Here is a 25372-nt window from a genome sequence, read left to right on the forward strand (position 1 = left end):
CCCACATGTGTATGCGTGAATGTCTGAGATGCTCAGTAATCATCCCCACGCTCAGTCACATCCCGCTCCACCGGCTCGGCATTCGGGTTGTAGCCCACCGGGAACTTGCCCTTCAGCGTCCACGCAAACGCGATAATCTCTGCCACCGTGCGGTACAACTCTTCGGGGATACTGTCGCCCAGTTCCATGCGTGCCAGCAGCTTCACCAGCTCGGCGTTCTCATAGATCGGCACTTCATTTTCCCGCGCCAACTTCAAAATGGCTTCAGCCAGGGCGTCGTCGCCCTTGGCCGTCAAGGTCGGGGCTTGCTGGCCGTCATACTTGAGCGCAATCGCCTGGCGTGGTGGAGACGGGTTTTTCATGCGGTTTCATCCACCCAGCGTTGTTCCAGCCCGGTTCTCGGCCCGCGAGGCGGCGTGCCGAGGTGGCAATCGAGGTCGCCGACGTTGAGGCCCGAGGTCACCAGGCGCTCGCGCAAGCTGCCCAAATGGCTTTCGATCAAACTCGCGGTATAGGGCCGCGTCGCCCACAGCTGGCTGGACAGTTTGCCCTGTGTCAGTTGCGCCTGAACCTGCAGCGGCCCCAGCGGCTCCATGTCGAATGCCAGCTCGACGCGCCAGAGCATCTGCTTGGGGTCTTTCTTGTCTTTGCGCTCCGGTTGGTCCTTGTCCGGCGCCGGCTCTTCGCGCTGGAACTTGACCTGCAACGGCACAATGTCCTGCAAGGTGCGCATGGGGATTTCCAGCTGCCAGGTGGTTTGCAAGCGGCCATCGGCGGTGGTGCCGGTTTGCTCCAGGCTCGACAGCTGGTGGCTCTGCAAGCGCGAAATCGCCCCTGCGGCCAGGCGCAGCAGGTTTTCCAGGTCGCCTTCGCCTTCCAGTTTCGCCATCAGCCGCTCGGGCAACGGGAAGCCGGCGGGTGTCTGGCGGGCGCTGACCTGGCCCAGTGTGTTCAACGGGCTGCGCACAAAATTCGGCAACACCTGGGCGAGGGTGTTGGCGGCGAGAATCGCGTTGAGGTTGGTGGCGCTGGGCAGGGCCGGCAGCAAGTCGGCGACCAGGCGCAGCAGCGCGCCTTTCATGTCCAGCGGCGGTATTTGCGGGTTTTGCCCGGCGAGTAGCTTGGCTTCAAGGAACGCGCCGCTGTTCTGAACCAGTTGCGCCAACACCTTGGGGTTGCTGACTTGGGCCAGGTCGGGCAGCGCCGCGAGCAAACGCGCGGCTGCGGCACGCAGGTCGGTGGAAGTGCTGTCGTCCGTCGGCAGGTTTTGCGCGGCGGTGAACACCACGTCCAACGAGCCTTGGCGACTTTGCTGGGTGGAGAGCTGTTGCGCGACCGCCAATTGATCCTTGAGACCGCTCAACGGCACGAAATTCAAGGTCTGCGCATTCTGAACCACCGCGCTGAGCAAGCTGCCCACCCGAAGCGGCTGTGGGCTTTCCAGCGTCAGCGTGGTGCCGGCAAGGGCGTTGTTGAGCACGGTCACCAGCGAGCGATAAATTGCCGGTTGCGTGGTGCCTTGCGGCAGCATCTGCGTGGTCAGCACCTTGGCTTGCAACAGCGTGCCCACCGGCATTTGCGTGGTATCGATGCGGGTGAGGGCAGCCACGTTGGCGCTCAAGGCTTGCTGCAAGGAAATGGTCAGGTTGCCGGTGGGCGTCTGGCTCACCGCCACGTTGCTGCCCAGCGGCAACGGCTGGGCGCTGCTGGCTTGCACCAAGGTCTGGCGGCCGCCTTCGAGGGTCAACTTCAATAACAGTTGAAACGCATCGCCGCCTTGTTTAAGCGCGATCACCTCGGCATTGACGGTTTTTCCAGGGTCGATCAGGCCGGTCTGCGGCTCCAGCAGCTTGAGCAGCTCACCGGTCGGCGGCAGCGGGGCAGGGCTGGGCGCCGGGGCGGCAGGCGGCAGCGTAGGAAGGTTGATCTCACCGGTCATCGTGCGCGTCGTCTCTGGGGAAATTGCCCTCTTTAGAGTAGGGCATCACATGTATAATGCCGCCCGTCTGCAAAGAGAGCGGTAAAAACCTCACAACTATTTGATCCAGCTCTCTAAAATCGGTCGCCAAAGCCGTTATTGTGCTTTTCTCTATAACGGCTGCTGCACCGCCGACTTGAACCGTAAAGGCCCGCGATCTTTTGACCAGCCCTCTTCTTGAAGCCGTAGCGCTCTCCTGTGAACGCGACCTGCGCCTGCTGTTCGAGCACCTCGACCTGCGGCTGACGGGCGGCGACATGGTGCAGGTCAGCGGCCCCAACGGCAGCGGCAAGACCAGCCTGCTGCGCCTGCTGGCGGGGTTGATGCAGCCGACGGCCGGTGAGGTGCGACTCAACGGCAAACCCCTGACCGAGCAACGCAGCGAGCTGGCCCGCAACCTGATCTGGATCGGCCACGCCGCCGGCATCAAGGATGTGCTCACGCCGGAAGAAAACCTCAGCTGGCTCAGCGCCCTGCATCACCCGGCTTCCCGCGACGCCATCTGGCAGGCCCTGGCCGCTGTCGGCCTCAAGGGTTTCGAAGACGTGCCGTGCCACACCCTGTCGGCCGGCCAACAGCGCCGCGTGGCCCTGGCGCGTTTGTATCTGCCCGGGCCGCCGCTGTGGATTCTCGACGAGCCGTTCACCGCGCTCGACAAACAAGGCGTTGCCCAGCTCGAAGAGCACCTGGCCCAACACTGCGAGCAGGGCGGGCTGATTGTGCTCACCACGCACCACACACTGACGCGCATGCCCGCCGGTTATCGCGACCTCGACCTGGGCCGGTGGTGGGTATGAGTGTGTTCGCCCTGCTGGTCGCCCGCGAAGCGCGGCTGTTGTGCCGCCGCCCGGCTGAATTGGCCAACCCGCTGGTGTTCTTCGCCATTGTCATCGCCCTGTTCCCGCTGGCGGTCGGTCCCGAGACTAAACTGTTGCAAACCTTGTCCCCAGGACTGGTGTGGGTAGCGGCGCTTTTATCCGTCCTGCTCTCGCTGGACGGGCTGTTTCGCAGTGATTTTGAAGACGGTTCCCTTGAACAGTGGGTCCTTTCGTCGCACCCTTTGCCACTTCTGGTACTGGCCAAGGTGCTGGCACACTGGGTTTTTTCCGGCTTGGCGCTAGTCTTGCTCTCGCCGCTGTTGGCGATGATGCTCGGCTTGCCCGTCGAATGCCTGCCGGTATTGCTGCTGTCTCTGTTACTCGGTACGCCGGTGCTCAGCCTGTTGGGGGCGGTGGGCGCAGCGTTGACCGTCGGTTTAAAGCGCGGCGGCCTGTTACTGGCCCTGCTGATTCTGCCTTTGTATATCCCGGTGTTGATCCTCGGCAGCGGCGCCTTGCAGGCCGCGCTCATGGGCATGCCGGCGACCGGTTACCTCCTGTGGCTTGGCAGCCTGACCGCCCTGGCGGTAACCCTGACACCCTTTGCTATAGCGGCTGGCCTGAAGATCAGCGTCGGCGAATAATGAGGTCTGGTTAAGCGTTATTAACCAGTAAAGACCCTGAGTTTCTCGCCAAGACGAGAAACCACCGTGATGGAAACAGCAATGAACTGGACCTGGTTTCACAAGCTCGGCTCGCCCAAATGGTTTTACGGCATCAGCGCCAGGCTGCTGCCGTGGTTGAGTGTCGCCGCCGTGTTGCTGATCGGCATCGGCCTGGTCTGGGGCCTGGCCTTCGCGCCGCCGGACTACCAGCAAGGCAACAGCTTTCGCATCATTTATATCCACGTACCCGCCGCAATGCTGGCGCAGTCCTGCTACGTGATGCTGGCGGTGTGCGGCGTCGTCGGCCTGGTGTGGAAGATGAAACTGGCCGACGTCGCCCTGCAATGCGCCGCGCCCATCGGTGCGTGGATGACCGCCGTGGCGCTGGTCACCGGCGCGATCTGGGGCAAACCGACCTGGGGTTCGTGGTGGGTGTGGGACGCGCGCCTCACCTCGATGCTGATCCTGCTATTCCTGTACTTCGGCCTGATTGCGCTGGGCAACGCCATCAGCAACCGTGACAGCGCCGCCAAGGCCTGCGCGGTGCTGGCCATCGTTGGCGTGATCAACATCCCGATCATCAAATACTCGGTGCAGTGGTGGAACACCCTGCACCAGGGCGCCACCTTCACCCTCACTGAAAAGCCGGCAATGCCCGTGGAAATGTGGGCGCCGCTGCTGCTGATGGTGCTGGGGTTCTACTGCTTCTTCGGCGCTGTGCTGCTGATGCGCATGCGTCTGGAAGTGCTCAAGCGCGAAGCCCGCACCAGCTGGGTCAAGGCCGAAGTGCAAAACAGCCTGGGAGCGCGTGGATGAGCTTTAACTCTTTCAGCGAATTTCTCGCCATGGGCCATCACGGCCTGTATGTCTGGACCGCCTATGGCATCTGCCTGGCGGTGCTGGCCCTCAACGTCGCCGCGCCGATCCTGGCCCGCAAGCGTTACCTGCAACAAGAGGCGCGTCGTTTGCGCCGGGAGACCGACAAGTGAATCCGCTGCGTAGAAAGCGTCTGTTAATCATCCTGGCCATCCTGGCCGGCGTCGGCATCGCGGTGACCCTGGCCCTGAGCGCCTTGCAGCAGAACATCAACCTGTTCTACACCCCGACCCAAATCGCCAATGGCGAAGCGCCGGTGGACACGCGCATCCGCGCCGGCGGCATGGTCGAGAAGGGCTCGCTGAAACGTTCCGGTGATTCCCTGGACGTCACCTTTGTGGTCACCGACTTCAACAAGGCCGTGACCATCACTTATCGCGGCATCCTCCCGGACCTGTTTCGCGAAGGCCAGGGCATCGTCGCCCTGGGCAAGCTGAATGCGGACGGCGTAGTGGTCGCCGACGAAGTGCTGGCCAAGCACGATGAGAAATACATGCCGCCCGAGGTCACCAAGGCCCTCAAAGACAGCGGCCAATCGGCCCCTGGCTCAAATGCACAGCCTGCCAAGGAGGGCTAAGCCATGACGTCCGCACTGTTTATTCCGGAGCTGGGCCAGTTGGCGATGATCCTCGCCCTGTGCTTTGCCGTCGTTCAGGCCGTGGTGCCGTTGCTCGGCGCCTGGCGCGGTGATCGCCTGTGGATGAGCCTGGCACAGCCGGCCGCCTGGGGCCAGTTTGCCTTTCTGCTGTTCGCGTTTGGCTGCCTGACCTACGCCTTTATGACCGACGACTTTTCCGTCGCCTATGTCGCCAACAACTCCAACAGCGCCTTGCCCTGGTACTACAAATTCAGCGCCGTATGGGGCGCCCACGAAGGTTCGTTGCTGTTGTGGGCCTTGATCCTCGGCGGCTGGACCTTCGCCGTGTCGGTGTTCTCGCGCCAACTGCCGCAAGTCATGCTGGCGCGGGTGCTGGCGGTGATGGGCATGATCAGCATCGGTTTTTTGCTGTTCCTGATCATGACCTCCAACCCGTTCAGCCGCATCCTGCCGCAGATCCCGGTGGACGGCCATGACCTCAACCCGCTGCTGCAAGACATCGGCCTGATCGTGCACCCGCCGATGCTCTACATGGGTTACGTGGGTTTCTCGGTGGCCTTCGCTTTCGCCATCGCTGCCTTGCTCGGCGGGCGCCTCGATGCGGCCTGGGCGCGTTGGTCGCGGCCATGGACCATCGTGGCCTGGGCCTTCCTCGGGATCGGCATCACCTTGGGCTCGTGGTGGGCCTACTACGAACTCGGCTGGGGCGGCTGGTGGTTCTGGGACCCGGTGGAAAACGCCTCGTTCATGCCCTGGCTGGTCGGCACCGCGCTGATTCACTCGCTGGCCGTCACCGAAAAGCGTGGTGTGTTCAAGAGCTGGACTGTTCTGCTGGCGATTGCCGCGTTTTCCCTCAGCCTGCTCGGCACCTTCCTTGTGCGTTCGGGCGTGCTGACTTCGGTACACGCGTTCGCCTCCGACCCTGCGCGCGGCGTGTTCATCCTGATCTTCCTGCTGTTTGTGGTCGGCGGCTCGCTCACCCTGTTCGCCCTGCGTGCGCCGGTGGTCAAGAGCCAGGTCGGTTTCAACCTGTGGTCGCGGGAAACCCTGTTGCTGGGCAATAACCTGGTGCTGGTGGTGGCCGCGTCGATGATCCTGCTCGGCACCTTGTACCCGCTGGTGCTGGACGCGCTGAGCGGCGCCAAGCTGTCGGTCGGCCCGCCGTACTTCAACGCGTTGTTCATCCCGCTGATGGGCCTGTTGATGGTGGTGATGGCCGTCGGCGTGCTGGTGCGCTGGAAAGACACCCCGGTGAAATGGCTGGCCGGCATGTTGATGCCGGTGCTGCTCGGCAGTGTGGCCTTGGCGGTGATCGCAGGCTTTGCCTACGGCGACTTCAACTGGGCCGTGCTCGCCACCTTCCTGCTCGCCGCCTGGGTGTTGCTGGCCGGCGTACGCGACATCTTCGACAAAACCCGCCACAAAGGCCTGATCAAAGGTTTGCCGACGCTGACCCGCAGCTACTGGGGCATGCAAGTCGCGCATATCGGCATCGCCGTGTGCGCCCTCGGCGTGGTGCTGTCCAGCCAGAACAGCGCCGAGCGCGACCTGCGCCTGGCGCCGGGCGAGTCCATGGACCTGGCCGGTTACCACTTCATCTTCGAGGGCGCCAAGCACTTCGAAGGCCCGAACTTCACCTCAGACAAAGGCACCGTGCGTGTGGTGCGCAACGGCAAGGAAGTGGCGGTGCTGCACCCGGAAAAACGCCTGTACACGGTGCAGAGTTCGATGATGACCGAAGCCGGTATCGACGCTGGTTTCACCCGCGACCTCTACGTAGCGCTGGGTGAACCGCTGGGCGACGGCGCCTGGGCGGTGCGGGTGCATGTGAAACCGTTCGTGCGCTGGATTTGGTTCGGCGGTTTGCTCACCGGTTTCGGTGGTTTGCTGGCCGCGCTGGACCGGCGTTATCGGGTCAAAGTAAAAAGCCGCGTGCGTGAAGCCCTCGGCCTGCAAGGAGCGCCAGCATGAAGCGTTGGTTGATGGTGTTACCACTGGCGGCCTTTCTGGTGGTGGCGGTGTTTCTGTATCGCGGCTTGTACCTGGACCCGGCCGAGCTGCCCTCGGCGATGATCGGCAAACAGTTCCCGGCCTTCAGCCTGCCGACGGTGCAGGGCGACAAAACCCTGACCCAGGCCGACCTACTGGGCAAACCGGCGCTGGTCAACGTGTGGGGCACCTGGTGTATCTCGTGCCGCGTCGAACACCCGGTGCTGAACAAACTGGCCGAGAAGGGCGTGGTGATCTACGGCATCAACTACAAGGACGACAATGCGGCGGCCTTGAAGTGGCTGGCGGAATTCCATAACCCGTACCAGTTGGATATCCGCGACGAAGACGGCAACCTCGGTTTGAACCTTGGCGTGTACGGCGCCCCGGAAACCTTTTTCATCGATGCCAAAGGCGTGATCCGCGACAAATACGTCGGCGTGATCGACGAAGTGGTGTGGCGCGAGCAACTTGCCGCCAAGTACCAGGCGCTGGTCGATGAGGCCAAGCCATGAAGCGTCTGTTAGCCGCTGCGGTTCTCGCACTCGGGTTGGTCGGCGTCGCGCATGCGGCCATCGACACTTACGAGTTCGCCAAGGACAGTGACCGCGAGCGTTTTCGCGAACTGACCAAGGAACTGCGCTGCCCCAAGTGCCAGAACCAGGACATCGCCGACTCCAACGCGCCGATTGCCGCCGACTTGCGCAAAGAGATCTTCCGCATGCTGGGGGAGGGCAAGGACAACCAGCAGATCATCGACTTCATGGTCGACCGCTACGGTGATTTCGTGCGTTACAAACCGGCCCTCACCGGCAAGACCGCGCTGCTCTGGTTCGGCCCTGCCGGGCTGTTGCTGGCCGGCGTGGTGGTGATGGCCGTGATCGTCCGCCGTCGCCGCGCCGCGCCTACTGATGGCTCCGACGCGTTATCCCCTGAAGAGCGCAAACGCCTCGACCAATTGCTGGACACCAAGACTGATGATTGATTTTTGGCTCGCAGCAGGGTTGCTGCTTCTGATTGCCCTGAGTTTCCTGTTAATCCCTGTATTGCGCGGCCGCCGTGCCCAGCGTGAAGAGGATCGCACCGCGCTGAACGTGGCGCTTTACCAAGAACGCGTGGCCGAGCTGCAAGTGCAGCAGGACGAAGGCGTGCTCAACGCCGCGCAACTCGACACCGGCCGTGCCGAAGCTGCCCGCGAACTGCTGGCCGATACCGAAGGCGTGGAAAAACCCCGCGAATCGCGCCTCGGCAAACCGCTGCCGTTTCTGGCGGCTTTTCTGGTGCCGGTTTTGGGTGTTGCGCTGTACCTGCATTACGGCGCCAGCGACAAGGTCGAACTGACCCGCGAATTCTCCCAGCCGCCAGTGTCCATGCAGGACATGACCCAGCGCCTGGAGCGTGCCGCCGCCGCCCAGCCGGATTCGCCGGAAGGCTTGTACTTCCTGGGCCGCGCCTACATGGCCCAGGACCGTTCGGCCGATGCCGCGAAGGTCTTCGAGCGCACCGTGGCCCTGGCCGGTCGCCGGCCGGAACTGCTCGGCCAATGGGCGCAGGCGCAGTACTTTGCCGACAATAAACAGTGGTCGCCCAAAGTGCAGGCGCTGACCGATGAGGCCTTGAAGCTGGACCCGAAGGAAGTCACCAGCCTCGGCCTGCTGGGTATCGCCGCCTTCGAAGGCCAGCGTTATCAGGAAGCCATCGACTACTGGAACCGCCTGTTGGCGCAACTGCCAGCGCAAGACAATTCCCGGGTCGCGCTGCAAGGCGGGATTGACCGCGCGGCCGAAAAGCTCAAGGAAAACGGCGGCACCGTGGCGCAAAAGACAGTGATGAACGTACGTGTGGACCTGTCTGCCGAGGTGAAAGCCAAAGCCCTGCCCACCGACAGCGTGTTCATCTTCGCCCGCGCCGTCTCCGGCCCGCCTGCGCCGCTGGCGGCCAAGCGCGTGACCGTCGCCGAACTGCCGATCACCGTGGAACTGGGCGATGCGGACGCGATGATGCCGCAGTTGAAACTGTCCAACTTCCCCGAAGTCCAACTGGTTGCGCGCATATCCCGGGCCGGTCAGCCGACCACGGGCGAGTGGATCGGCCGCAGCCAACCGCTGGCCAGCTCCACCACTGCGCTGCAGCAGCTGACTATCGACAGTCCGGACAAGTAATTTCGAGGAAACGCCTATGACCGCATTTGCACGTATCACCTTGCTCAGCCTGGTATTGGGGCTCAGCGCTTGTGCGGTCCACCGCCCCCCTCAACCTACCGGCCCGACCATCCCGCCGTCCGGCCCGTCGACCCAGCCGAGCACCAAGCCTTCCGGCCCGGTCACCCCGCCGCCAAAACCGCTGCCAAGCTCATCGCCGACGTTCGCCCCACCACCGGGCGCCGCCAGCCACTGGGACGGCAAGATGCAGGTGTATGTGCTGGAAGAACAGCCCGACACCTTCTACCGCCAGCGCACCTACTACCGCTGGAGCAACGGCTGGAGCCGCTCGATCAGCCCGAACGGCCCGTGGGAAGAAACCGACGTGCACGGCGTGCCGCCGGGGTTGAGCAAGCAGTATGCGCAATGACAAAAGGCGACCTCCAATAGGTCGCCTTTTTTATTACTCAACTTGAAATGCAATCCACTGTGGGAGCTGGCTTGCCTGCTCCCACAGTAGATCCCCGTTGATCGTTCGAATTTGATCGTTCCCACGCTCCGCGTGGGAATGCATCCGGTGACGCTCTGCGTCAGGCCCACTTCGGGACGCAGAGCGTCCCAGGCGACATTCCCACGCAGAGCGTGGGAACGAGCATCGCCTCAGCCATCAGGCCACGGGGCACTCGCGATTCAGTGCTTGATCCACCAACAACTGCGCAATCTCAAGCATCTGCACCACCGCCAGTACCTGCTTGCGGCTTGAGTCATCCAAGTGCTCGGCACAGTCGTAAGCGCACACGGTCGCCGATTCCAGCATCTCGCTGGCATTGCTCAAGGCAACTTCAGTGCTGAGGCCGGGGCGGACGGTGAAGATGAGGTTGGGTGGGGTTTGTGGGGTGTCATCCGAGGGGGATGGCGGGGGATTGGGCGTGACTTTTTTCATGCAGTTACTCCTGGAGTTATAGGAGTCGCCACGATCACTTCCACATGATTGGGTGGCGACTGTACGCAGGTGTGGAAGACCGGACTCCAGGACCCCGGCGCACCCCAAGGTGCCCCGCGCACAGCCGCCATAACACTTTATAGCGGGCATGAAAAAAGCGCCCGCTAGAGGCTATGGGCGCTTATACGCCTGGAGAGTTCGGGCTTCCACACCCGTTCGCTGATTTTGCAGCGACCCGCGAAGGTTAACGGCGAGGTTGATCGGACGCAACCCGAAATCTGTGTAGGGCAGATCTTCACATGCATTTGCTGTAGCTATCAGAAGATGTAGGGAGGCGGCTGTACACAGGGTGGTAGACCGGTCACAGAAACCCGGTAGGCCGAAGCCTCCCATGCACAGCCGCCACTAAACTGCCTGAAAAAAAGGGTGAGCCGTACGCAGATTGGTCGACCGGGGAATGGGAAACCCGGCAGGGCCTGGCCCTCCTGCGTACGGCTCGGTCCACATAATGCCGAGCGGTTAAATGACTGGGCGTAGGGAAAGTCTCGTTCAGCGTGCGTAGATCGTTCCCACGCTCTGCGTGGTAATGCCTCCCGTGACGCTCTGCGTCAGCCTTGCGCAGAGCTAAGGTCGGGACGCGGAGCGTCCCTGGCGGCATTCCTTTGCTGCGCGTGGGAATGATCTGTCAGGTGGCTTTGCAACCTTTCACAAAACCTTCATCAATCCGCCCCCGTGCAGTCATGTGCAAGTAATAGCACTGACACCTGGCGCGCCTACTGTCGTTTGAACTCAACCGCAGCCCTGTTGTGGCTGTTCAAACCAGACAGAGAAGCCCATGACTCACGCTATCCATGTCGATCACTTGAACAAGACCTTTGCGAAGAAATCCGCATTGGTCGACCTCGAACTCACCATTGCATCCGGTGAGATGGTCGCGCTGATTGGCGCTTCCGGTTCCGGCAAGTCCACGTTGCTGCGCCACCTGGCGGGCCTGGCGTGTTGCGACAAAAGCAACGGCGGCAGCGTCAAGGTGCTGGGCCGGGAGGTGCAGGCCAGTGGACGCTTGAATGGCAAGGTGCGGCGGTTGCGCGCGGACATCGGCTACATCTTCCAGCAATTCAACCTGGTCAACCGCCTGAGCGTGCTCGACAACGTGCTGCTCGGTTGCCTGGGCCGCATGCCGCGCTGGCGTGGCAACCTCGGTTTGTTCAATGCCGAAGAAAAGGCCTTTGCCCTCGAATCCCTCGCCCGCGTCGGCCTGGCCGATCTGGCCGCGCAACGTGCGTCGACCTTGTCGGGCGGCCAGCAGCAACGCGTGGCGATTGCCCGCGCCTTGACCCAGCGCGCCGAGGTGATCCTCGCCGATGAGCCCATCGCCTCGCTGGACCCGGAGTCGGCGCGCAAGGTCATGGAGATCCTCGCCGACATCAACCGCCGCGACGGCAAGACGGTGGTGGTGACCCTGCATCAAGTCGATTACGCCATGCGTTATTGCCCCCGAGCCGTGGCGCTCAAAGGCGGGCGGATTCATTTCGACGGGCAGGGCAGCGCCATGAGCGGCCGGTTCCTCAACGATTTGTACGGTGCCGACGTCGACACCAGCCTGATGTTTTCCGACCAGACCCGCCACCCCGAAACCACCCCTCGGCTGGCCCTGGCGCGCGCTTGAAACCCTACTCACGACCCACAGGAATCCTTTCCATGTTGAACCGTATCGGCCACGTGTTTCTGTCTGCGGTGTTGCTGGCCGGCGTCGCCCTGGGCAATGCCCAGGCCGCCGACAAAGCCATCAACTTCGGCATCATGTCCACCGAGTCTTCACAGAACCTCAAGAGCATCTGGCAGCCCTTTCTGGATGACATGCACAAGAAGACCGGCCTGACCATCAACGCCACCTTCGCCTCCGACTACGCCGGCCTGATCCAGGGCATGCGCTTCAACAAGGTCGACGTGGCCTGGCTGGGCAACAAGGCGGCAATGGAAGCCGTGGACCGTTCCAACGGCGAGATCTTCGCCCAGACCGCTGCCGCCAACGGCGCCGCCGGTTACTGGAGCGTGTTGATCGTGCGCAAGGACAGCCCGATCAACAACGTCGACGACATGCTCAAGAACGCCAAGAACCTGACCTTCGGCAACGGTGACCCGAACTCCACTTCCGGCTATCTGGTGCCGGGCTACTACGTGTTCGCCAAGAACCATGTCGACGCCGCCACCGCGTTCAAACGCACGCTGAACTCCAGCCATGAAGTTAACGCCTTGAGCGTGGCCAAGGGGCAGTTGGACGTGGCCACCTTCAACACCGAAAGCTGGGACCGCCTGGAAGTCACCCAGCCGGACAAGGCCGCCATGCTCAAGGTGATCTGGAAGTCGCCGCTGATCCCGGCTGACCCGATGGTCTGGAGCAAAGCGCTGAGCGACAGCGAGAAGACCAAGATCCGCGATTTCTTCGCCCACTACGGCGATACCGATGAAGAAAAGGCGGTGCTTAAGAACATGCAGCTGGGCAAGTTCCTCGCTTCGAATGACGACCAACTGCTGCCGATCCGCCAACTGGAGCTGTTCAAGCAGCGCACCACCATCAGTGCGGATGACCACCTCGAAGCGGCTGACAAAGCCAAGAAGCTCGCCGACATCGACGCCGACCTGGCCAAGCTGCAACAGCGCATCAGCGAACTCGACAAAAAGACTGCGGCAAACGGCTAACCCCCTGTAGGAACCGGGCTTTATGTGGGAGCGGGCTTGCTCGCGAAAGCGGTGTGTCATTCAACACATCCAGGGACTGACACACCGCATTCGCGAGCAAGCCCGCTCCCACATTGAACCCCGTTCCAACCTTATACCGAGAGTGACCCATGACAACTCTGCACGCTGAAGCCGTCGGCAAAAGAACCTGGCCGCAATACCTCGGCTGGGGCCTGTTCCTGGTCTTGCTGGCCTGGGCCTGGCACGGCGCGGAAATGAACCCGCTGGCGCTGTACCGCGATTCCGGAAACATGGCGACCTTCGCCGCTGACTTCTTCCCGCCCGACTTCCACGAATGGCGCTCCTACCTCAAGGAGATGATCGTCACCGTGCAAATCGCCCTTTGGGGCACGGTGTTGGCCATCGTCTGTTCAGTGCCGCTGGGCATCTTGTGCGCCGACAACATCACCCCGTGGTGGGTGCATCAGCCGCTGCGCCGGGTGATGGACGCCTTCCGCTCCATCAATGAAATGGTGTTCGCGATGTTGTTCGTGGTCGCGGTCGGCCTCGGCCCTTTCGCCGGTGTTCTGGCGCTGTGGATCAGCACCACCGGCGTGCTCGCCAAGCTGTTTGCCGAAGCCGTCGAGGCCATCGACCCCGGCCCGGTCGAAGGTGTGCGGGCCACTGGCGCGAGTGCCTTGCAGGAAGTGATCTATGGCGTGATCCCGCAAGTCATGCCGCTGTGGGTGAGTTACGCGCTGTACCGCTTCGAAGCCAATGTGCGTTCGGCCACGGTGGTCGGCATGGTCGGCGCCGGCGGTATCGGCGTGATCCTCTGGGAAAACATCCGCGCCTTCCAGTTCGTACAAACCTGCGCGGTGCTGCTGGTGATCATCGTGGTGGTGAGCTGTATCGACGTGCTGTCCCAACGCCTGCGCAAGCAGTTCATCTGAAGCCTGAGGGGTGCCCGCGCGGCGCTTTTTTTAAGCATGCAGTTGTCTAGACAAGATGAGCCGGTGTACCGCGAACTCGCGGACATCCTGCGCCGTGAACTGAGCAGCTACAGCGCCGGCGACTTCCTGCCCGGCGAGGTGCACATGGCCGAGCGCTTCGGCGTCAACCGCCACACCTTGCGCCGTGCCATCGACGAGCTGGTGTTCGAAGGCAGCCTGCTGCGCCGCCAGGGCAAGGGCACCCAGGTACTCGACCGCCCGCTGATTTACTCGATGGGCGCCGAGACTTCCTACAGTCAATCGCTGTCGGCCCAGGGCGTCGGCGTGCAGGCGCTGCTGCTCAAGCGCCGCTATTGCTACGCCAGCCGCGACGAAGCCCTGCACTTAGGCATTGCCGAGATGGCGCCGATGATCGAACTGCAAACCCTGCGCAGGCTCGATCACCAGCCGGTCAGCCTGATCCGTCATCGCTACTGCGCCAGCCGTGCGCCGTTGCTGGCCGACTACAACGGCGGTTCGTTGCGCCAGTACCTGCGCGAGCGTGACCTGCCGCTGACCCGCACCCAAAGCCTGATTGGTGCGCGTTTGCCCAACCGTGATGAAGCCGCGCTGCTGATGATGCCTCGGCACTTGCCGGCCCTCACGGTTTTTACCCTTTCCTGCGATCCCGACGGCCGCCCCGTGGAGCTGGCGCAGTCCACCAGCCGTTCGGATCGCTTTCAGTACCAAGTGGTGACTTGAATGATGAGTGTGTCCCCGCGACAACATTGGATCGGCGTATTAGCCCGCGCCCAGCTCAATGAACTGCAACCCCACGAAGCCGCCTTGAAGGACGCCGAATACCAACTGATCCGCGCCCCGGAAATCGGCATGACCCTGGTGCGCGGGCGCATGGGCGGTGATGGCGCGGCCTTCAACGTTGGCGAAATGAGCGTGACCCGCTGCGTGGTGCGCCTGGCCGACGGCCGCACCGGCTACAGCTACCTGGCTGGTCGCGACAAGCTGCACGCCGAGTTGGCCGCCCTGGCCGATGCCCATTTGCAAGGCAGCCAGCCGAGCCTGTGGCTCAGCGATTTGATCACCGCGCTGGCCACTGCCCAAGCCAAACGCCGCGCGCAAAAAGAAGCCGACACCGCTGCCACCAAGGTCGAATTCTTCACCCTGGTGCGAGGAGAAAACTGATGAACTCTCACCTGTTACAACCGGCGTTTGTCGACCCGGTATTGGACGCCCAGCGCGGTTTTCGCGCGGCGCTCAAGGCGCTCGCCGAACCTGGCCTGCTCCAGCACTTGCCCTCGGCCCCACGCCTCGACGGCCTGGCGCCTGCCACCTACGCGCTGTGCCTGGCGCTGCTGGATATGGACACGCCGCTGTGGCTGGCGCCGAGCTTCGACACGCCGCTGATCCGCGCCAACCTGGCCTTTCACTGTGGCTGCCCGCTCACGGATAAGCGCGAAGAAGCAGCGTTCGCCTTGCTCGGCGAACACGACCTGCTTGACCTCAGCGGTTTCGACCACGGCAACGACCGTTACCCCGACCAGTCCTGCACCTTGCTCGTGCAACTCACCGACCTGGAATCCGGACGCGGCCTGCACTGGCGCGGCCCCGGCATCCAGACGCAACGCCTGGTCAATGTGCCGGTGCCGCAAGCCTTCTGGCTCGAACGCCAACGCCGCGAAGCCTTCCCGCGTGGCCTGGACGTGGTGTTCAGCGCAGGTCATCACCTGATCGGCCTGCCACGCAGCAGCCGACTGTTAGAGGAGCGTGCCTGATGTACGTAGCCGTCAAGGGTGGCGAACAGGCCATCGACAATGCCCACCGCCTGCTGGCGAAAAAGCGCCGGGGCGATACCCGCGTGCCTGAACTGAGCGTGACGCAAATCCGCGAGCAACTGCCGCTGGCCGTGGCGCGGGTGATGACCGAAGGCTCGCTGTTCGACGAAGAACTGGCTGCGCTGGCGATCAAGCAAGCGGCGGGGGATTTGGTTGAGGCGATCTTCCTGCTGCGCGCCTACCGCACCACGCTGCCGCGCTTCAGCCCGAGCCTGCCGATTGATACGTCGCAGATGTCGCTGAGCCGGCGTTTGTCGGCCACGTTCAAGGACGTGCCCGGCGGTCAATTGCTCGGCCCGACCTTCGACTACACCCACCGCCTGTTGGATTTTTCGCTGCTCGCTGAAGGTCAATACCCAGGCCCGCAGACCACGCCCGAGGCGCGCATCGAAGCCTGCCCACGGGTGCTTGGTTTGCTCGCCAAAGAAGGCCTGATCAAGCACGAGGCCGACGACAACGCCAGCGTCGCCGACATCACCCGCGACCCGCTGGAATACCCGGCCAGCCGCGCCGAGCGCTTGCAGGCCTTGGCCCGTGGCGATGAAGGTTTCCTGTTGGCGCTGGGCTATTCGACCCAGCGCGGCTACGGCCGCAACCACCCGTTTGCCGGTGAGATTCGCATTGGCGACGTGGAGGTGTGGATCGACCCCGAAGAGCTGGGCTTCCCGATCTGCCTGGGCAGCATCGAAGTGACCGAGTGCGAGATGGTCAACCAGTTCGTCGGTTCGGCCACTGAGCCGGCGCAGTTCACGCGCGGTTACGGCCTGGCGTTCGGGCATGCCGAACGCAAAGCCATGGGCATGGCGCTGGTCGACCGCTCGCTGCGCGCCGAGGAATACAACGAAGAAGTCGTCTCACCGGCCCAACGCGAAGAGTTTGTGTTGGCCCACTGCGACAACGTCGAGGCGGCGGGGTTTGTCTCGCACCTCAAATTGCCTCACTACGTGGACTTCCAGGCCGAACTGGAGCTGATCCGCAAACTGCGCCAACCGGCCGAGGGCACCCGCCATGAATGACTTGACCCAAACCCCGGCGCGCGACCCGGCGTACAACTTCGCCTACCTCGACGAGCAGACCAAACGCATGATCCGCCGCGCCTTGCTCAAGGCTGTGGCGATTCCCGGTTACCAGGTGCCGTTCGGTGGCCGCGAGATGCCGTTGCCGTATGGCTGGGGCACGGGCGGCATGCAATTGACCGCCGCGATCCTCGGTGATGACGACGTGCTCAAGGTCATCGACCAAGGCGCCGACGACACCACCAACGCCGTGTCGATCCGGCGCTTTTTCGCGCGCACGGCCGGCGTCGCCACCACCGAGGCCACACCGCACGCCACGGTGATCCAGACCCGCCACCGCATCCCGGAAACCCCGTTGCAGGCTGGCCAGATCATGGTTTATCAAGTGCCGATCCCCGAGCCGCTGCGCTTTATCGAGCCGTCGGAAACCGAGACCCGCACCATGCACGCTCTCAACGATTACGGGGTGATGCACGTGAAACTCTACGAAGACATCGCCACCTTCGGCCATATCGCCACCGCCTACGCCTACCCGGTGATGGTCGACGAGCGCTACGTGATGGACCCGTCGCCGATCCCCAAATTCGACAACCCGAAACTCGACATGAGCCCGGCGCTGATGCTGTTCGGCGCCGGTCGGGAAAAACGCTTGTACGCGGTGCCACCTTACACCCAGGTCACCAGTTTGGACTTTGAAGACCACCCGTTTGAAGTACAGAAGTGGGCGCACAACTGCGCCATCTGCGGCAGCCACGATTCCTTCCTCGATGAGCTGATTCTCGATGACGCGGGAACCCAGAGTTTTGTGTGTTCCGACACCTGGTATTGCGCCCAACGGGTGAAGGAGAACAACCAGTGAGCCAGCCTTTGCTTCAAGTACGTGACCTGTCGTTGCTTTACGGCCCGGAGAAGGGTTGCCAGGGCATCAGCTTCGACCTGTACCCCGGCGAAGTGCTGGGCATTGTCGGGGAATCCGGCTCGGGTAAATCCACCTTGCTCTCGCTGTTGAGCGGGCGTTTGCCACCGCAAGCCGGCAGCATCGGCTACCGCAGCAAGGACGGCGAATGGCTCGACCTCTACAGCGCCAGCGAAGCCGAGCGTCGCACCTTGCTGCGCACCGAGTGGGGTTTTGTCGAGCAGAACCCGCGTGACGGCCTGCGCATGGGCGTGTCGGCCGGGGCGAATATCGGCGAGCGCCTGATGGCCCAAGGCATGCGCAATTATGCCCAGCTGCGTGGTGCCGGTCTCGACTGGCTCGGCCAGGTGGAAATCGACCCGCAGCGTATCGACGACCTGCCGCGCACTTTCTCGGGCGGCATGCAGCAGCGCCTGCAAATCGCCCGCAACCTGGTCTCCAGCCCGCGCCTGGTGTTTATGGATGAACCGACTGGCGGCCTCGATGTGTCGGTGCAAGCGCGCTTGCTCGACCTGTTGCGCGGCCTGGTGCGTGAGCTGGACCTGGCGGTGGTAATTGTCACCCATGACCTGGCCGTTGCGCGTTTGCTCGCTGACCGTCTGATGGTGATGCGCCGCTCGCACGTGGTGGAAACCGGGCTCACCGACCAGATCCTCGACGATCCACAGCACCCTTACTCTCAACTGCTGGTGTCTTCGGTATTGCAGCCATGATGAATGCCTTGATCGAGGTCCGTGACCTCTCGAAAACCTTCACCCTGCACCAGCAGAACGGCGTGGTGCTCAACGTGCTGCGCGGTGTGGAATTCAGTGTGCAGGGCGGCGAATGCCTGGTGCTGCACGGCCAATCCGGCGCGGGTAAAAGCACCTTGCTGCGCACGCTGTACGGCAACTATCTACCGGCAGGCGGCAGCATTCGCGTAAGGCATGCTGGCGAGTGGCTGGAGTTGGTCGGCGCCGAGCCGCGCGACATTTTGCAGGTGCGCCAACACACCCTGGGCTACGTCAGCCAATTCCTGCGAGTGATTCCGCGCGTGGCCTGCCTGGACGTGGTGATGGAGCCCGCGCTGGCCCGTGGTTGGTCGAAGGCCAATGCGCAGTCACGCGCCGAGCACCTGCTGACGCGTCTGAATATTCCTCAGCGCCTGTGGCAACTGGCGCCCGGCACCTTTTCCGGTGGCGAGCAACAGCGCGTGAATATCGCCCGCGGCTTTATGGTCGAGTGGCCAGTGATGCTGCTCGACGAACCCACCGCGTCCCTGGACGACAACAACCGCCAGGTGGTGCTGGAACTGATGAACGAAGCCAAGGCAGGCGGCGCTGCGCTGATTGGCATCTTCCACGACCGCGCCGCCCGTGAAGCGGTGGCTGACCGCCATTTCGACATGACCCCCACGCCCGTTGCCGAAGAGGAATATGAACATGCCCGCTGAACAGATCCTCAGTAATGCCCAGGTCGTCACGGCTGAGCGTGTGTTCCTCGGTTCGGTGGTGCTGCGTGACGGCAAGATCGTCGACATCGCCGAAGGCCGCAGCCAGTTGCCCCAGGCCCAGGACCTGGGCGGTGATTGCCTGCTGCCGGGGCTGGTGGAATTGCACACCGACAACCTGGAAAAACACATGACCCCGCGCCCCGGCGTGGACTGGCCGTCGACCTCGGCGGTGCTCAGCCATGATGCGCAGATCATCGCGGCGGGCATCACCACGGTGTTCGACGCGGTGTCCATCGGCGATGTGAACCCCAAGGGCAACCGCATGAAAAAACTGCCGGCGATGCTCGATGCCATCGCCCAGGCAGAAGGCGCCGGGCTGACTCGCGCCGAGCACCACCTGCACCTGCGCTGCGAGTTGTGCCACCCGGACACCCTCAGCGTGTTCCGCGACCTGGTGGAAAACCCGCTGGTGCGCCTGGTGTCGGTGATGGACCATTCGCCGGGTCAACGCCAGTTCGTGCTCGAATCCAAGTACCGTGAGTACTACATGGGCAAGTACCACCTCAACGACGAAACCATGGACGCGTTTATCCTGCTGCAAATGGCCAACTCCCGCGAGTACAGCGACCGCTATCGCGCGGCCATCGTCGAGCATTGCCTGGGGCGCGGCCTGTCGGTGGCCAGCCATGACGACGCGACGCTTGCACATGTCGAGGAATCGGCGCGCTATGGCATGACCATCGCCGAATTCCCGACCACGCTGGAAGCGGCGAAGGGCTGCCAGGCGCTGAACATGAAAGTGCTGATGGGCGCGCCGAACGTGGTGCGCGGTGGTTCGCACTCGGGTAATGTGGCCGCCGCCGGCCTGGCGGCCGAAGGCTTGCTGGATATACTTTCCAGCGACTACTACCCGGCCAGCCTGTTGCAGGCCGCGTTTGTGCTGGCCGACCAACAGGACGGCGGCGACCTGGCACGCGCGGTGAAGATGATCAGCCTGGCACCGGCGCAAGCGGCGGGCCTTAACGATCGCGGTGAAATTGCTATTGGCCTGCGCGCCGACCTGGTCCAGGCCAAGCGCCGCGAAGGGCTGCCCGTAGTGCAACAAGTGTGGCGACAAGCGAAGAGGGTGTTTTGATGGCAGGCAGGTTGATCTATCTCATCGGGCCATCGGGTTCGGGCAAGGACAGCCTGCTGGATGCCGCGCGCCCGCGCTTGGCCGAACGCGGCTGCCGCATTGTGCGCCGGGTGATCACCCGTTCGGCCGAGGCGGTGGGCGAGGCGGCCCAAGGTGTGAGCCCCGAGCAGTTCGCCGCGATGGACGCCGAGGGCGCGTTTGCGCTCAGTTGGCACGCCAACGGGTTGTCGTATGGCATTCCCAAGGCAATCGATGCATGGCTGGCGGCGGGGGACGATGTGCTGGTCAACGGCTCACGCGCGCACCTGGCGCAGACGCGCGTGCGTTATCCGACGGTGTTGGTGCTGTTGCTGACGGTGGACCAGGCCGTTTTGCGCCAGCGTCTTATTGCGCGCGGGCGTGAGTCGCTGGCCCAGATCGAAGAGCGCCTGGCGCGCAATGCGCAGTTCACCGCCGAGCTGATCAGCGGCAATAGCGCGGGGTTGTTTGTGCTGGATAATTCCGGCCCATTGGGCAACACCGTCGAGCGCTTGCTGTGCTGTCTGGACCAAGGGCACTCGGCATGCGCCTGACATTGCTGGGCACCGGCGACGCGCGGCAAGTGCCGGTGTATGGCTGTGAATGTGCTGCCTGTGGCCTGGCGCGCAGCGATGCAAGCCTGCGCCGCCTGCCGTGCAGCGCGTTGATCGAATGCGGCGACCAGCGCTGGTTGATCGACAGCGGTTTGCCCGACCTCTGCGAACGCTTCCCGCCGCGCAGCTTCAACGGGATTTTGCAGACTCACTACCACGCCGATCATGCCCAAGGTTTGCTGCATTTGCGTTGGGGCCAGGGCTTGATCATTCCGGTGCATGGCCCGGCGGATCCTAAGGGGTTGTCCGACCTCTACAAACACCCTGGCATTCTGGATTTCAGCCAGCCGTTCGCGGCGTTCGAAACCCGGCAGTTCGGCGAGCTGAGCGTCACCGCGTTGCCGTTGCAGCATTCCAAACTGACCCTGGGTTATTTGCTCGAAGGGCAAGGGCGGCGCATCGCCTACCTCACCGACACTGTCGGCCTGCCGCCCGACACGCTGGCCTGGTTGCAGCGTGAGCCATTGGATGTGTTGGTGCTCGATTGCTCCATGCCCCCGCAGCCGCAAGCACCGCGTAATCACAATGACCTGACGCTGGCGTTGCAAAGCATTGCGGACAGTGGCGCGCAATTGGGCGTGTTGACCCATGTGGGGCATACGCTGGATGCGTGGTTGCTGGAACATCGGCGCGAGCTGCCCAGGCATGTAACGGTGGCATGGGATGGCCGAATTCTCTAGGCACCGCATAACCCTGTGGGAGCTGGCTTGCCTGCGATAGCAGCACCTTGGTTCGCCAGCAATACCGAGTCGTCTGCATCGCAGGCAAGCCAGCTCCCACACAAGCCAGCTCCCACACAAGCCAGCTCCCACACAAGCCAGCTCCCACACAAGGCACCTTCCACACAAGCTGGTTCCAACCTGGCTGTATTTCAAGTCGGGACGTGAGTGTCCTGCGCTTCTTGGCGCTGTGATGTTTGCGCAGTGTTTAATTGTAGAATTTTATGTGCGGTCCTTTATTCTCCAAGCCTGTAATTGCGGGCGGGTGAAGAATTTTAAGATGTTTTAAAGTTTGAACATGAAATACTATCGGGTTGGCGTTAGCGTGTTGTCTATGGGACTTTATTGTTGCGGTAAGTTGGAATTGCCGTCATCACAGCCTTTTGGCAGGGCTGAATATAAAGTTTTTCAAAGGATGTTTTATGCGTGTCGCTCATTCGTTTGTTAATCAGTCTGTTCCCAATAATGAACTTCCTACGCTGAATGCTCCCGCTTTCTCACCGTGCTCGATGTTATCCACTCGCGCAACTCAACAACGTTCCTTTAACACGGAGGAGGCTGCCCAGCAGATTCTGCGAGGAGGCTATCGGCATTATGATCGCAATGGCGATGGGAAAATCGAGCTGTCATTCACCCTTGATCCAGCCTTCTCCGCACCCCAGAAAGCGGCTATTCGCAAAGCGCTGCAGGCCTGGCAGGACGTGGCCAATATTGCGTTCAAGGAAGGCTCAACGGAGTTGGACGGTTCTCTAACGTTCAAAGCCGCCCCCAATACCACTGGGGGAAAGTCACATTTGCCTGATTGGGATCACGCTGACATGACCACCACGATCGGAACAAAGGGCGCTTCTGAAACGCCCCAAAATGGCGACTATTTTTTATTAACCGCCATACATGAAGTGGGGCATGCCATTGGTCTCGGCCATCCCGGCGACTATGAAGAGAGTGTAGACAGCTATGCAAAGACGCCCTACAAACAAGACACCCGCGCCCATAGCGTAATGAGTTATTGGCCTGAAACTAATCAGCCCGGGCATGATTTCAACGAGCGTGGGCCTTCAGTACTGATGAAGGATGACATTGCGTCGGGGCAGAAATTATATGGTGTCAACTTCAAGACGCGGAATACGGACACCGTCTATGGCTTTAATGCCACTACTGGCGATGGTAACTTCAGTCTTAACTCCGCGAATGACAAACCTGTGTTTTCAATCTGGGACGGCGGGGGTAATGACACTTTGGACTTCTCCGGCTTTTACCAGTATCAGAAAATCAATCTGCTCGCTGAATCGTATTCCAGTGTTGGCGGCTTGAAGGGCAATGTGTCCATCGCCAAGGGCGTCGTCATAGAAAACGCAATCGGCGGTTCCGGCGATGACGACATCAATGGTAACGAGGTTGGCAACAGGCTCCGTGGCGGGGGCGGAGCGGACCGGTTGAGAGGCGGTGCAGGCGCGGATATTTTTGTTTACGACAAAGCCAGTGACTCTACGCTCGACAGCCCGGATGACATTCTGGATTTCACCAGTGGTTCGGACAAAATCGACCTCAGCGGCTTATTCAAAAACTACTCGGTCAAGCATTTCAAGGTGGTCGAGCAGTTTACCGGGCGAGCCGGCGAGATCGTTCTCAGCCATGATCAGAACAGCGGGAACGGCAGCTTGAGCGTTGACCTGACGGGGCGTGGCAAAGCCGATGTGTTTATCAGGAGCGTGGGCGGTATTCAGGCCAGTGACATTGTCACTGGCGAGGGTGTTGCGCAACCGAACCCCGCCCCGATCATCCAGGGCTCGGGCGGCCACGACACCCTGGACTTTTCCGGCGCCAGGCAGAACCAGACCATCGACTTGCGCCGCTCTGCAAGCTCCAGCGCAGGCGGCCTGCGCGACAACTTCGCAATGGCTGAAGACGGTCTAGTGGCGAATGCCATCGGCGGTTCAGGCAGGGACCGGATCATCGGCAACGAGGTGGACAACACCCTCGCCGGCGGTGGCGGTGGCGATGTGCTGTGGGGCGTGGGCGGTAGAAACACATTCAAATATGCCAAGGTCACCGACTCGATCTTTTACGACCCTGACCAGCTCATGGATTTCGCCAGTGGCGAAGACACGATCGACCTGACAGCACTGGCAACCGAGCTGGGAACCCCTTTGCGCCTGGTTGATGCCTACACCGGGCGTATTGGCGATACCGTGGTCAAGCACGACCCAAGGACTGGTCGTTCCATTGTGGGAATCGACCTGCTCGGCAGGCGTCACTCGGACTTCCTTATTCGAAGCGCGCGGTTGATCAAGCCGCAGGACCTGCTCGGCGTGGCCAGCCGTTAGCGCCGACCGGCTCAGGCGTTGAGCAGCGTTTCGACATACTCCACAAACGCCCGAGCCTTGGCGCTCGCCATCCTGCCGGTTGGGAAAACCGCCCACAAATCAACCGGCGGGAGATGCCAGTCGGTCAGCACCGGCTTCACTTCGCCATTGGCCAGTTCCGGGGCAAACATCCAGGTCGACGCCATGGTCAGGCCCAAATGGCTCAGCACGGCGGCGCGTACACCTTCCGCAGCGGTGACACGTATGCGGCCGCGGGCGACGATGGGGTGTTCGCTGTCGCCTTGGCTGAAGGCCCAGGGTGAGCCGCCGCCGAGGGTGTAGATGATCGCCGGGTGCTGCAGCAAATCGGCTGGGGTGGCCGGCTCGCCGAAACGCTCGAAGTACGCCGGGGTGGCGAGCACTTGGCGCGGGGATTGGCCGATCTTGCGTGCGGTAAGGCCGGAGTCGGTCAAGTTGCCCATGCGCAGGGCAACGTCGATGCCTTCTTCCACCAGGTTGAGGCTGTGGTCATTGAGCACCACTTCGATATTGACCCCGGGGTATTGCTCCAGGAATGGCCCCAGGTGAGGAATGATGTGCAAGCGGGCGAAGGTGGTTGCGGCGCTGATGCGCAAGTTGCCCGATAGCCCTGTACCCGCGCCTCGAGCGGCGTCATCGGCTTCGTTGGCTTCGTCGATGGCGCGCTTGGCTTTTTCAAAAAATGCCACACCTGCTTCGGTCGGGGTCAGGCCACGCGTGGAGCGCAGCAGCAAGCGCACCGCCAGGCGCGCCTCCAATTGCGCAATGCTTTTGGAGACGGCGGGCTGGCCAACACCAAGCTGTTTGGCGGCGGCGGAGAACGAGCCCGTCTCGACCACATGCACGAACGTTTCCATGGCGGTGAGGCGGTCCATCGAGTCTCCTTGGTTTATCGGTTAAGGGTTTACTGGGTAAGGGCGTCGAGCATCGCTGACGGTTCTGGGCGTTGAGTGTAATCCGGGTTGACCTCGGCGTAACGAATCACGCTGTCCTGGCCGATCACATAGCGCGCAGGCATGGGCAGGGTCCAGGCCGGATCATCGTTGATCAGCGGCAGGTTGTTGCCGAAGCCCTTGTAGAGTTCGATCAGGTAGTCCGGCAGTTGAAAGCGCAGGCCGAACGCCTCGGCGACGTCGTTGTGGGTATCGCTGAGGATCGGGAAGTCCAGTTCGGCGATGCGCTCGGCTTTACGGCTGTTGGCGGCCGTTTGCGGCGACAGGGCCAGCAGGGTCGCGCCGGCGGCTTTCAACGTCGGCAGAAACGCTTGCAGCGCTTGCAGCTCCATATTGCAGTACGGGCACCACACGCCCCGGTAGAACGTCAGCACCAGCGGGCCTTTGGCCAACAGGTCGGCCGAGGACACCAGGGTGCCGTCGGCGTCCTTGAGGCTGAACAGCGGCGCCTTGTCACCCACCTTGAGCGCGCGTTCTGCGGCGCCAGAAGCGATCAGCTCGGCGGTGGCGCGCTCCATGATCGGGTGAATGTGCGCCGGCGCGTTGTAGGGCGGCTTGCCGGCTTTGAAGTCGGCGCGGAAGGCATCAAGTGTGGCTTGAAGTGTCATTGCGATATTCCCTCGGGAGATGAGCCCGGTTGGCTGGAGAGCAGCATGAGGGAGGCAGGATGGGCGAGGAAGCCGGGCGCAGGGCATAGGATTTATGCTCTGTGGGAATAGATTCGGCGGTTTTCCAATATGGCGTAATAC

The 25372-nt window shown here is 62.3% G+C and carries 29 protein-coding genes; 24 read left to right on the top strand and 5 right to left on the bottom strand.

Annotated features, from left to right (window positions below):
- Positions 1 to 32: 32 nt before the first annotated feature.
- Together PspR76_RS10045 and fliK are read right to left on the bottom strand one after the other, a co-directional pair.
- Positions 33 to 362, bottom strand: coding sequence for an EscU/YscU/HrcU family type III secretion system export apparatus switch protein (locus PspR76_RS10045; protein ID WP_159955048.1), 330 nt, complete (start codon positions 360 to 362; stop codon positions 33 to 35).
- A complete protein-coding gene (fliK, locus tag PspR76_RS10050; protein ID WP_159955049.1) occupies positions 359 to 1939 on the bottom strand; it encodes a flagellar hook-length control protein FliK in 1581 nt (526 codons plus the stop codon). Before fliK ends, PspR76_RS10045 begins: the two co-directional genes overlap by 4 nt.
- Positions 1940 to 2139: 200 nt before the next feature.
- On the opposite strand from fliK, the gene ccmA reads away from it, so the two are divergent.
- The 10 genes from ccmA to PspR76_RS10100 all read left to right on the top strand — a co-directional run bounded on the left by ccmA (position 2140) and on the right by PspR76_RS10100 (position 9495).
- Positions 2140 to 2775, top strand: coding sequence for a cytochrome c biogenesis heme-transporting ATPase CcmA (ccmA, locus tag PspR76_RS10055; protein WP_159955050.1), 636 nt, complete (start codon positions 2140 to 2142; stop codon positions 2773 to 2775).
- The gene (gene ccmB / locus PspR76_RS10060; protein WP_014717701.1) at positions 2772 to 3440 is read left to right on the top strand and encodes a heme exporter protein CcmB; all 669 of its coding nucleotides are present in this window, start codon (positions 2772 to 2774) and stop codon (positions 3438 to 3440) included. The genes ccmA and ccmB overlap by 4 nt, the downstream gene beginning before the upstream one ends.
- A gap of 81 nt (positions 3441 to 3521) precedes the next feature.
- Positions 3522 to 4277: a heme ABC transporter permease gene (locus PspR76_RS10065; RefSeq protein ID WP_159955051.1), complete on the top strand. Its 756-nt coding sequence runs from the start codon at positions 3522 to 3524 to the stop codon at positions 4275 to 4277.
- Positions 4274 to 4450: a heme exporter protein CcmD gene (ccmD, locus tag PspR76_RS10070; protein WP_159955052.1), complete on the top strand. Its 177-nt coding sequence runs from the start codon at positions 4274 to 4276 to the stop codon at positions 4448 to 4450. The genes PspR76_RS10065 and ccmD overlap by 4 nt, the downstream gene beginning before the upstream one ends.
- Positions 4447 to 4914, top strand: coding sequence for a cytochrome c maturation protein CcmE (gene ccmE, locus PspR76_RS10075; RefSeq protein WP_159955053.1), 468 nt, complete (start codon positions 4447 to 4449; stop codon positions 4912 to 4914). Before ccmD ends, ccmE begins: the two co-directional genes overlap by 4 nt.
- A gap of 3 nt (positions 4915 to 4917) precedes the next feature.
- The gene (locus PspR76_RS10080) at positions 4918 to 6906 is read left to right on the top strand and encodes a heme lyase CcmF/NrfE family subunit (protein WP_159955054.1); all 1989 of its coding nucleotides are present in this window, start codon (positions 4918 to 4920) and stop codon (positions 6904 to 6906) included.
- Positions 6903 to 7439, top strand: a complete 537-nt coding sequence (locus PspR76_RS10085; RefSeq protein WP_016972113.1) for a DsbE family thiol:disulfide interchange protein — start codon at positions 6903 to 6905, stop codon at positions 7437 to 7439. Before PspR76_RS10080 ends, PspR76_RS10085 begins: the two co-directional genes overlap by 4 nt.
- Positions 7436 to 7909, top strand: coding sequence for a cytochrome c-type biogenesis protein (locus PspR76_RS10090; RefSeq protein ID WP_159955055.1), 474 nt, complete (start codon positions 7436 to 7438; stop codon positions 7907 to 7909). Before PspR76_RS10085 ends, PspR76_RS10090 begins: the two co-directional genes overlap by 4 nt.
- A complete protein-coding gene (gene ccmI / locus PspR76_RS10095; protein WP_159955056.1) occupies positions 7902 to 9086 on the top strand; it encodes a c-type cytochrome biogenesis protein CcmI in 1185 nt (394 codons plus the stop codon). Before PspR76_RS10090 ends, ccmI begins: the two co-directional genes overlap by 8 nt.
- A 16-nt stretch (positions 9087 to 9102) precedes the next feature.
- Positions 9103 to 9495, top strand: coding sequence for a hypothetical protein (locus PspR76_RS10100; RefSeq protein ID WP_159955057.1), 393 nt, complete (start codon positions 9103 to 9105; stop codon positions 9493 to 9495).
- Positions 9496 to 9732: 237 nt separating this feature from the next.
- Here PspR76_RS10100 and PspR76_RS10105 read toward each other — a convergent pair whose 3' ends face one another.
- Positions 9733 to 10008, bottom strand: coding sequence for a DUF6124 family protein (locus PspR76_RS10105; protein WP_159955058.1), 276 nt, complete (start codon positions 10006 to 10008; stop codon positions 9733 to 9735).
- An 835-nt stretch (positions 10009 to 10843) separates the two neighbouring features.
- Between PspR76_RS10105 and phnC the strand changes: the two genes are divergently transcribed.
- The 14 genes from phnC (at position 10844) to PspR76_RS10175 (ending at position 23652) form a co-directional block, all read left to right on the top strand.
- On the top strand, positions 10844 to 11677 hold the full coding sequence (phnC, locus tag PspR76_RS10110; RefSeq protein ID WP_159955059.1) for a phosphonate ABC transporter ATP-binding protein: 834 nt from the start codon (positions 10844 to 10846) through the stop codon (positions 11675 to 11677).
- Positions 11678 to 11709: 32 nt separating this feature from the next.
- The gene (gene phnD, locus PspR76_RS10115; protein ID WP_159955060.1) at positions 11710 to 12711 is read left to right on the top strand and encodes a phosphonate ABC transporter substrate-binding protein; all 1002 of its coding nucleotides are present in this window, start codon (positions 11710 to 11712) and stop codon (positions 12709 to 12711) included.
- Between the two features lie 149 nt (positions 12712 to 12860).
- Positions 12861 to 13643, top strand: a complete 783-nt coding sequence (phnE, locus tag PspR76_RS10120; protein ID WP_017136208.1) for a phosphonate ABC transporter, permease protein PhnE — start codon at positions 12861 to 12863, stop codon at positions 13641 to 13643.
- A 36-nt stretch (positions 13644 to 13679) separates the two neighbouring features.
- Entirely contained in the window at positions 13680 to 14384 is a 705-nt protein-coding gene (phnF, locus tag PspR76_RS10125) for a phosphonate metabolism transcriptional regulator PhnF (protein WP_174245610.1), read from the top strand.
- Between the two features lie 3 nt (positions 14385 to 14387).
- The gene (gene phnG, locus PspR76_RS10130; RefSeq protein WP_159961391.1) at positions 14388 to 14825 is read left to right on the top strand and encodes a phosphonate C-P lyase system protein PhnG; all 438 of its coding nucleotides are present in this window, start codon (positions 14388 to 14390) and stop codon (positions 14823 to 14825) included.
- Positions 14825 to 15415, top strand: a complete 591-nt coding sequence (phnH, locus tag PspR76_RS10135) for a phosphonate C-P lyase system protein PhnH (RefSeq protein ID WP_159955061.1) — start codon at positions 14825 to 14827, stop codon at positions 15413 to 15415. Before phnG ends, phnH begins: the two co-directional genes overlap by 1 nt.
- Positions 15415 to 16491: a carbon-phosphorus lyase complex subunit PhnI gene (locus PspR76_RS10140; protein ID WP_159955062.1), complete on the top strand. Its 1077-nt coding sequence runs from the start codon at positions 15415 to 15417 to the stop codon at positions 16489 to 16491. The genes phnH and PspR76_RS10140 overlap by 1 nt, the downstream gene beginning before the upstream one ends.
- The gene (locus PspR76_RS10145) at positions 16484 to 17350 is read left to right on the top strand and encodes an alpha-D-ribose 1-methylphosphonate 5-phosphate C-P-lyase PhnJ (RefSeq protein WP_159955063.1); all 867 of its coding nucleotides are present in this window, start codon (positions 16484 to 16486) and stop codon (positions 17348 to 17350) included. The genes PspR76_RS10140 and PspR76_RS10145 overlap by 8 nt, the downstream gene beginning before the upstream one ends.
- Positions 17311 to 18120, top strand: coding sequence for a phosphonate C-P lyase system protein PhnK (gene phnK, locus PspR76_RS10150; RefSeq protein ID WP_162530305.1), 810 nt, complete (start codon positions 17311 to 17313; stop codon positions 18118 to 18120). Before PspR76_RS10145 ends, phnK begins: the two co-directional genes overlap by 40 nt.
- Positions 18120 to 18839, top strand: a complete 720-nt coding sequence (gene phnL / locus PspR76_RS10155) for a phosphonate C-P lyase system protein PhnL (RefSeq protein WP_159961395.1) — start codon at positions 18120 to 18122, stop codon at positions 18837 to 18839. Before phnK ends, phnL begins: the two co-directional genes overlap by 1 nt.
- A complete protein-coding gene (locus PspR76_RS10160) occupies positions 18829 to 19974 on the top strand; it encodes an alpha-D-ribose 1-methylphosphonate 5-triphosphate diphosphatase (RefSeq protein WP_159955065.1) in 1146 nt (381 codons plus the stop codon). The genes phnL and PspR76_RS10160 overlap by 11 nt, the downstream gene beginning before the upstream one ends.
- Positions 19974 to 20546, top strand: coding sequence for a phosphonate metabolism protein/1,5-bisphosphokinase (PRPP-forming) PhnN (gene phnN / locus PspR76_RS10165; protein ID WP_159955066.1), 573 nt, complete (start codon positions 19974 to 19976; stop codon positions 20544 to 20546). Before PspR76_RS10160 ends, phnN begins: the two co-directional genes overlap by 1 nt.
- Complete coding sequence (gene phnP, locus PspR76_RS10170; RefSeq protein ID WP_159955067.1) at positions 20537 to 21286, top strand: phosphonate metabolism protein PhnP; 750 nt, start codon at positions 20537 to 20539, stop codon at positions 21284 to 21286. The genes phnN and phnP overlap by 10 nt, the downstream gene beginning before the upstream one ends.
- Positions 21287 to 21747: 461 nt before the next feature.
- Positions 21748 to 23652 (top strand): M10 family metallopeptidase C-terminal domain-containing protein, encoded by a 1905-nt coding sequence (locus tag PspR76_RS10175; RefSeq protein WP_159955068.1) that lies wholly within the window; start codon positions 21748 to 21750, stop codon positions 23650 to 23652.
- Between the two features lie 11 nt (positions 23653 to 23663).
- Here PspR76_RS10175 and PspR76_RS10180 read toward each other — a convergent pair whose 3' ends face one another.
- Together PspR76_RS10180 and PspR76_RS10185 are read right to left on the bottom strand one after the other, a co-directional pair.
- Complete coding sequence (locus PspR76_RS10180) at positions 23664 to 24545, bottom strand: LysR family transcriptional regulator (protein ID WP_159955069.1); 882 nt, start codon at positions 24543 to 24545, stop codon at positions 23664 to 23666.
- Between the two features lie 29 nt (positions 24546 to 24574).
- Positions 24575 to 25231: a peroxiredoxin-like family protein gene (locus tag PspR76_RS10185; protein ID WP_159955070.1), complete on the bottom strand. Its 657-nt coding sequence runs from the start codon at positions 25229 to 25231 to the stop codon at positions 24575 to 24577.
- Positions 25232 to 25372 lie beyond the last annotated feature (141 nt).

Origin of the sequence: Pseudomonas sp. R76 (assembly GCF_009834565.1) — a bacterium.
Classification (GTDB): Bacteria; Pseudomonadota; Gammaproteobacteria; order Pseudomonadales; family Pseudomonadaceae; genus Aquipseudomonas.

Bases quoted from the DNA above. Each gene is read 5' to 3' on its own strand.
- PspR76_RS10045 (WP_159955048.1), bottom strand. From the start codon at position 362: ATGAAAAACCCGTCTCCACCACGCCAGGCGATTGCGCTCAAGTATGAC.
- fliK (WP_159955049.1), bottom strand. From the start codon at position 1,939: ATGACCGGTGAGATCAACCTTCCTACGCTGCCGCCTGCCGCCCCGGCG.
- ccmB (WP_014717701.1), top strand. From the start codon at position 2,772: ATGAGTGTGTTCGCCCTGCTGGTCGCCCGCGAAGCGCGGCTGTTGTGC.
- PspR76_RS10065 (WP_159955051.1), top strand. From the start codon at position 3,522: ATGAACTGGACCTGGTTTCACAAGCTCGGCTCGCCCAAATGGTTTTAC.
- ccmD (WP_159955052.1), top strand. From the start codon at position 4,274: ATGAGCTTTAACTCTTTCAGCGAATTTCTCGCCATGGGCCATCACGGC.
- PspR76_RS10080 (WP_159955054.1), top strand. From the start codon at position 4,918: ATGACGTCCGCACTGTTTATTCCGGAGCTGGGCCAGTTGGCGATGATC.
- PspR76_RS10085 (WP_016972113.1), top strand. From the start codon at position 6,903: ATGAAGCGTTGGTTGATGGTGTTACCACTGGCGGCCTTTCTGGTGGTG.
- PspR76_RS10090 (WP_159955055.1), top strand. From the start codon at position 7,436: ATGAAGCGTCTGTTAGCCGCTGCGGTTCTCGCACTCGGGTTGGTCGGC.
- ccmI (WP_159955056.1), top strand. From the start codon at position 7,902: ATGATTGATTTTTGGCTCGCAGCAGGGTTGCTGCTTCTGATTGCCCTG.
- PspR76_RS10100 (WP_159955057.1), top strand. From the start codon at position 9,103: ATGACCGCATTTGCACGTATCACCTTGCTCAGCCTGGTATTGGGGCTC.
- PspR76_RS10105 (WP_159955058.1), bottom strand. From the start codon at position 10,008: ATGAAAAAAGTCACGCCCAATCCCCCGCCATCCCCCTCGGATGACACC.
- phnC (WP_159955059.1), top strand. From the start codon at position 10,844: ATGACTCACGCTATCCATGTCGATCACTTGAACAAGACCTTTGCGAAG.
- phnD (WP_159955060.1), top strand. From the start codon at position 11,710: ATGTTGAACCGTATCGGCCACGTGTTTCTGTCTGCGGTGTTGCTGGCC.
- phnE (WP_017136208.1), top strand. From the start codon at position 12,861: ATGACAACTCTGCACGCTGAAGCCGTCGGCAAAAGAACCTGGCCGCAA.
- phnF (WP_174245610.1), top strand. From the start codon at position 13,680: ATGCAGTTGTCTAGACAAGATGAGCCGGTGTACCGCGAACTCGCGGAC.
- phnG (WP_159961391.1), top strand. From the start codon at position 14,388: ATGAGTGTGTCCCCGCGACAACATTGGATCGGCGTATTAGCCCGCGCC.
- phnH (WP_159955061.1), top strand. From the start codon at position 14,825: ATGAACTCTCACCTGTTACAACCGGCGTTTGTCGACCCGGTATTGGAC.
- PspR76_RS10140 (WP_159955062.1), top strand. From the start codon at position 15,415: ATGTACGTAGCCGTCAAGGGTGGCGAACAGGCCATCGACAATGCCCAC.
- PspR76_RS10145 (WP_159955063.1), top strand. From the start codon at position 16,484: ATGAATGACTTGACCCAAACCCCGGCGCGCGACCCGGCGTACAACTTC.
- phnL (WP_159961395.1), top strand. From the start codon at position 18,120: ATGAATGCCTTGATCGAGGTCCGTGACCTCTCGAAAACCTTCACCCTG.
- PspR76_RS10160 (WP_159955065.1), top strand. From the start codon at position 18,829: ATGCCCGCTGAACAGATCCTCAGTAATGCCCAGGTCGTCACGGCTGAG.
- phnN (WP_159955066.1), top strand. From the start codon at position 19,974: ATGGCAGGCAGGTTGATCTATCTCATCGGGCCATCGGGTTCGGGCAAG.
- phnP (WP_159955067.1), top strand. From the start codon at position 20,537: ATGCGCCTGACATTGCTGGGCACCGGCGACGCGCGGCAAGTGCCGGTG.
- PspR76_RS10175 (WP_159955068.1), top strand. From the start codon at position 21,748: ATGCGTGTCGCTCATTCGTTTGTTAATCAGTCTGTTCCCAATAATGAA.
- PspR76_RS10180 (WP_159955069.1), bottom strand. From the start codon at position 24,545: ATGGACCGCCTCACCGCCATGGAAACGTTCGTGCATGTGGTCGAGACG.
- PspR76_RS10185 (WP_159955070.1), bottom strand. From the start codon at position 25,231: ATGACACTTCAAGCCACACTTGATGCCTTCCGCGCCGACTTCAAAGCC.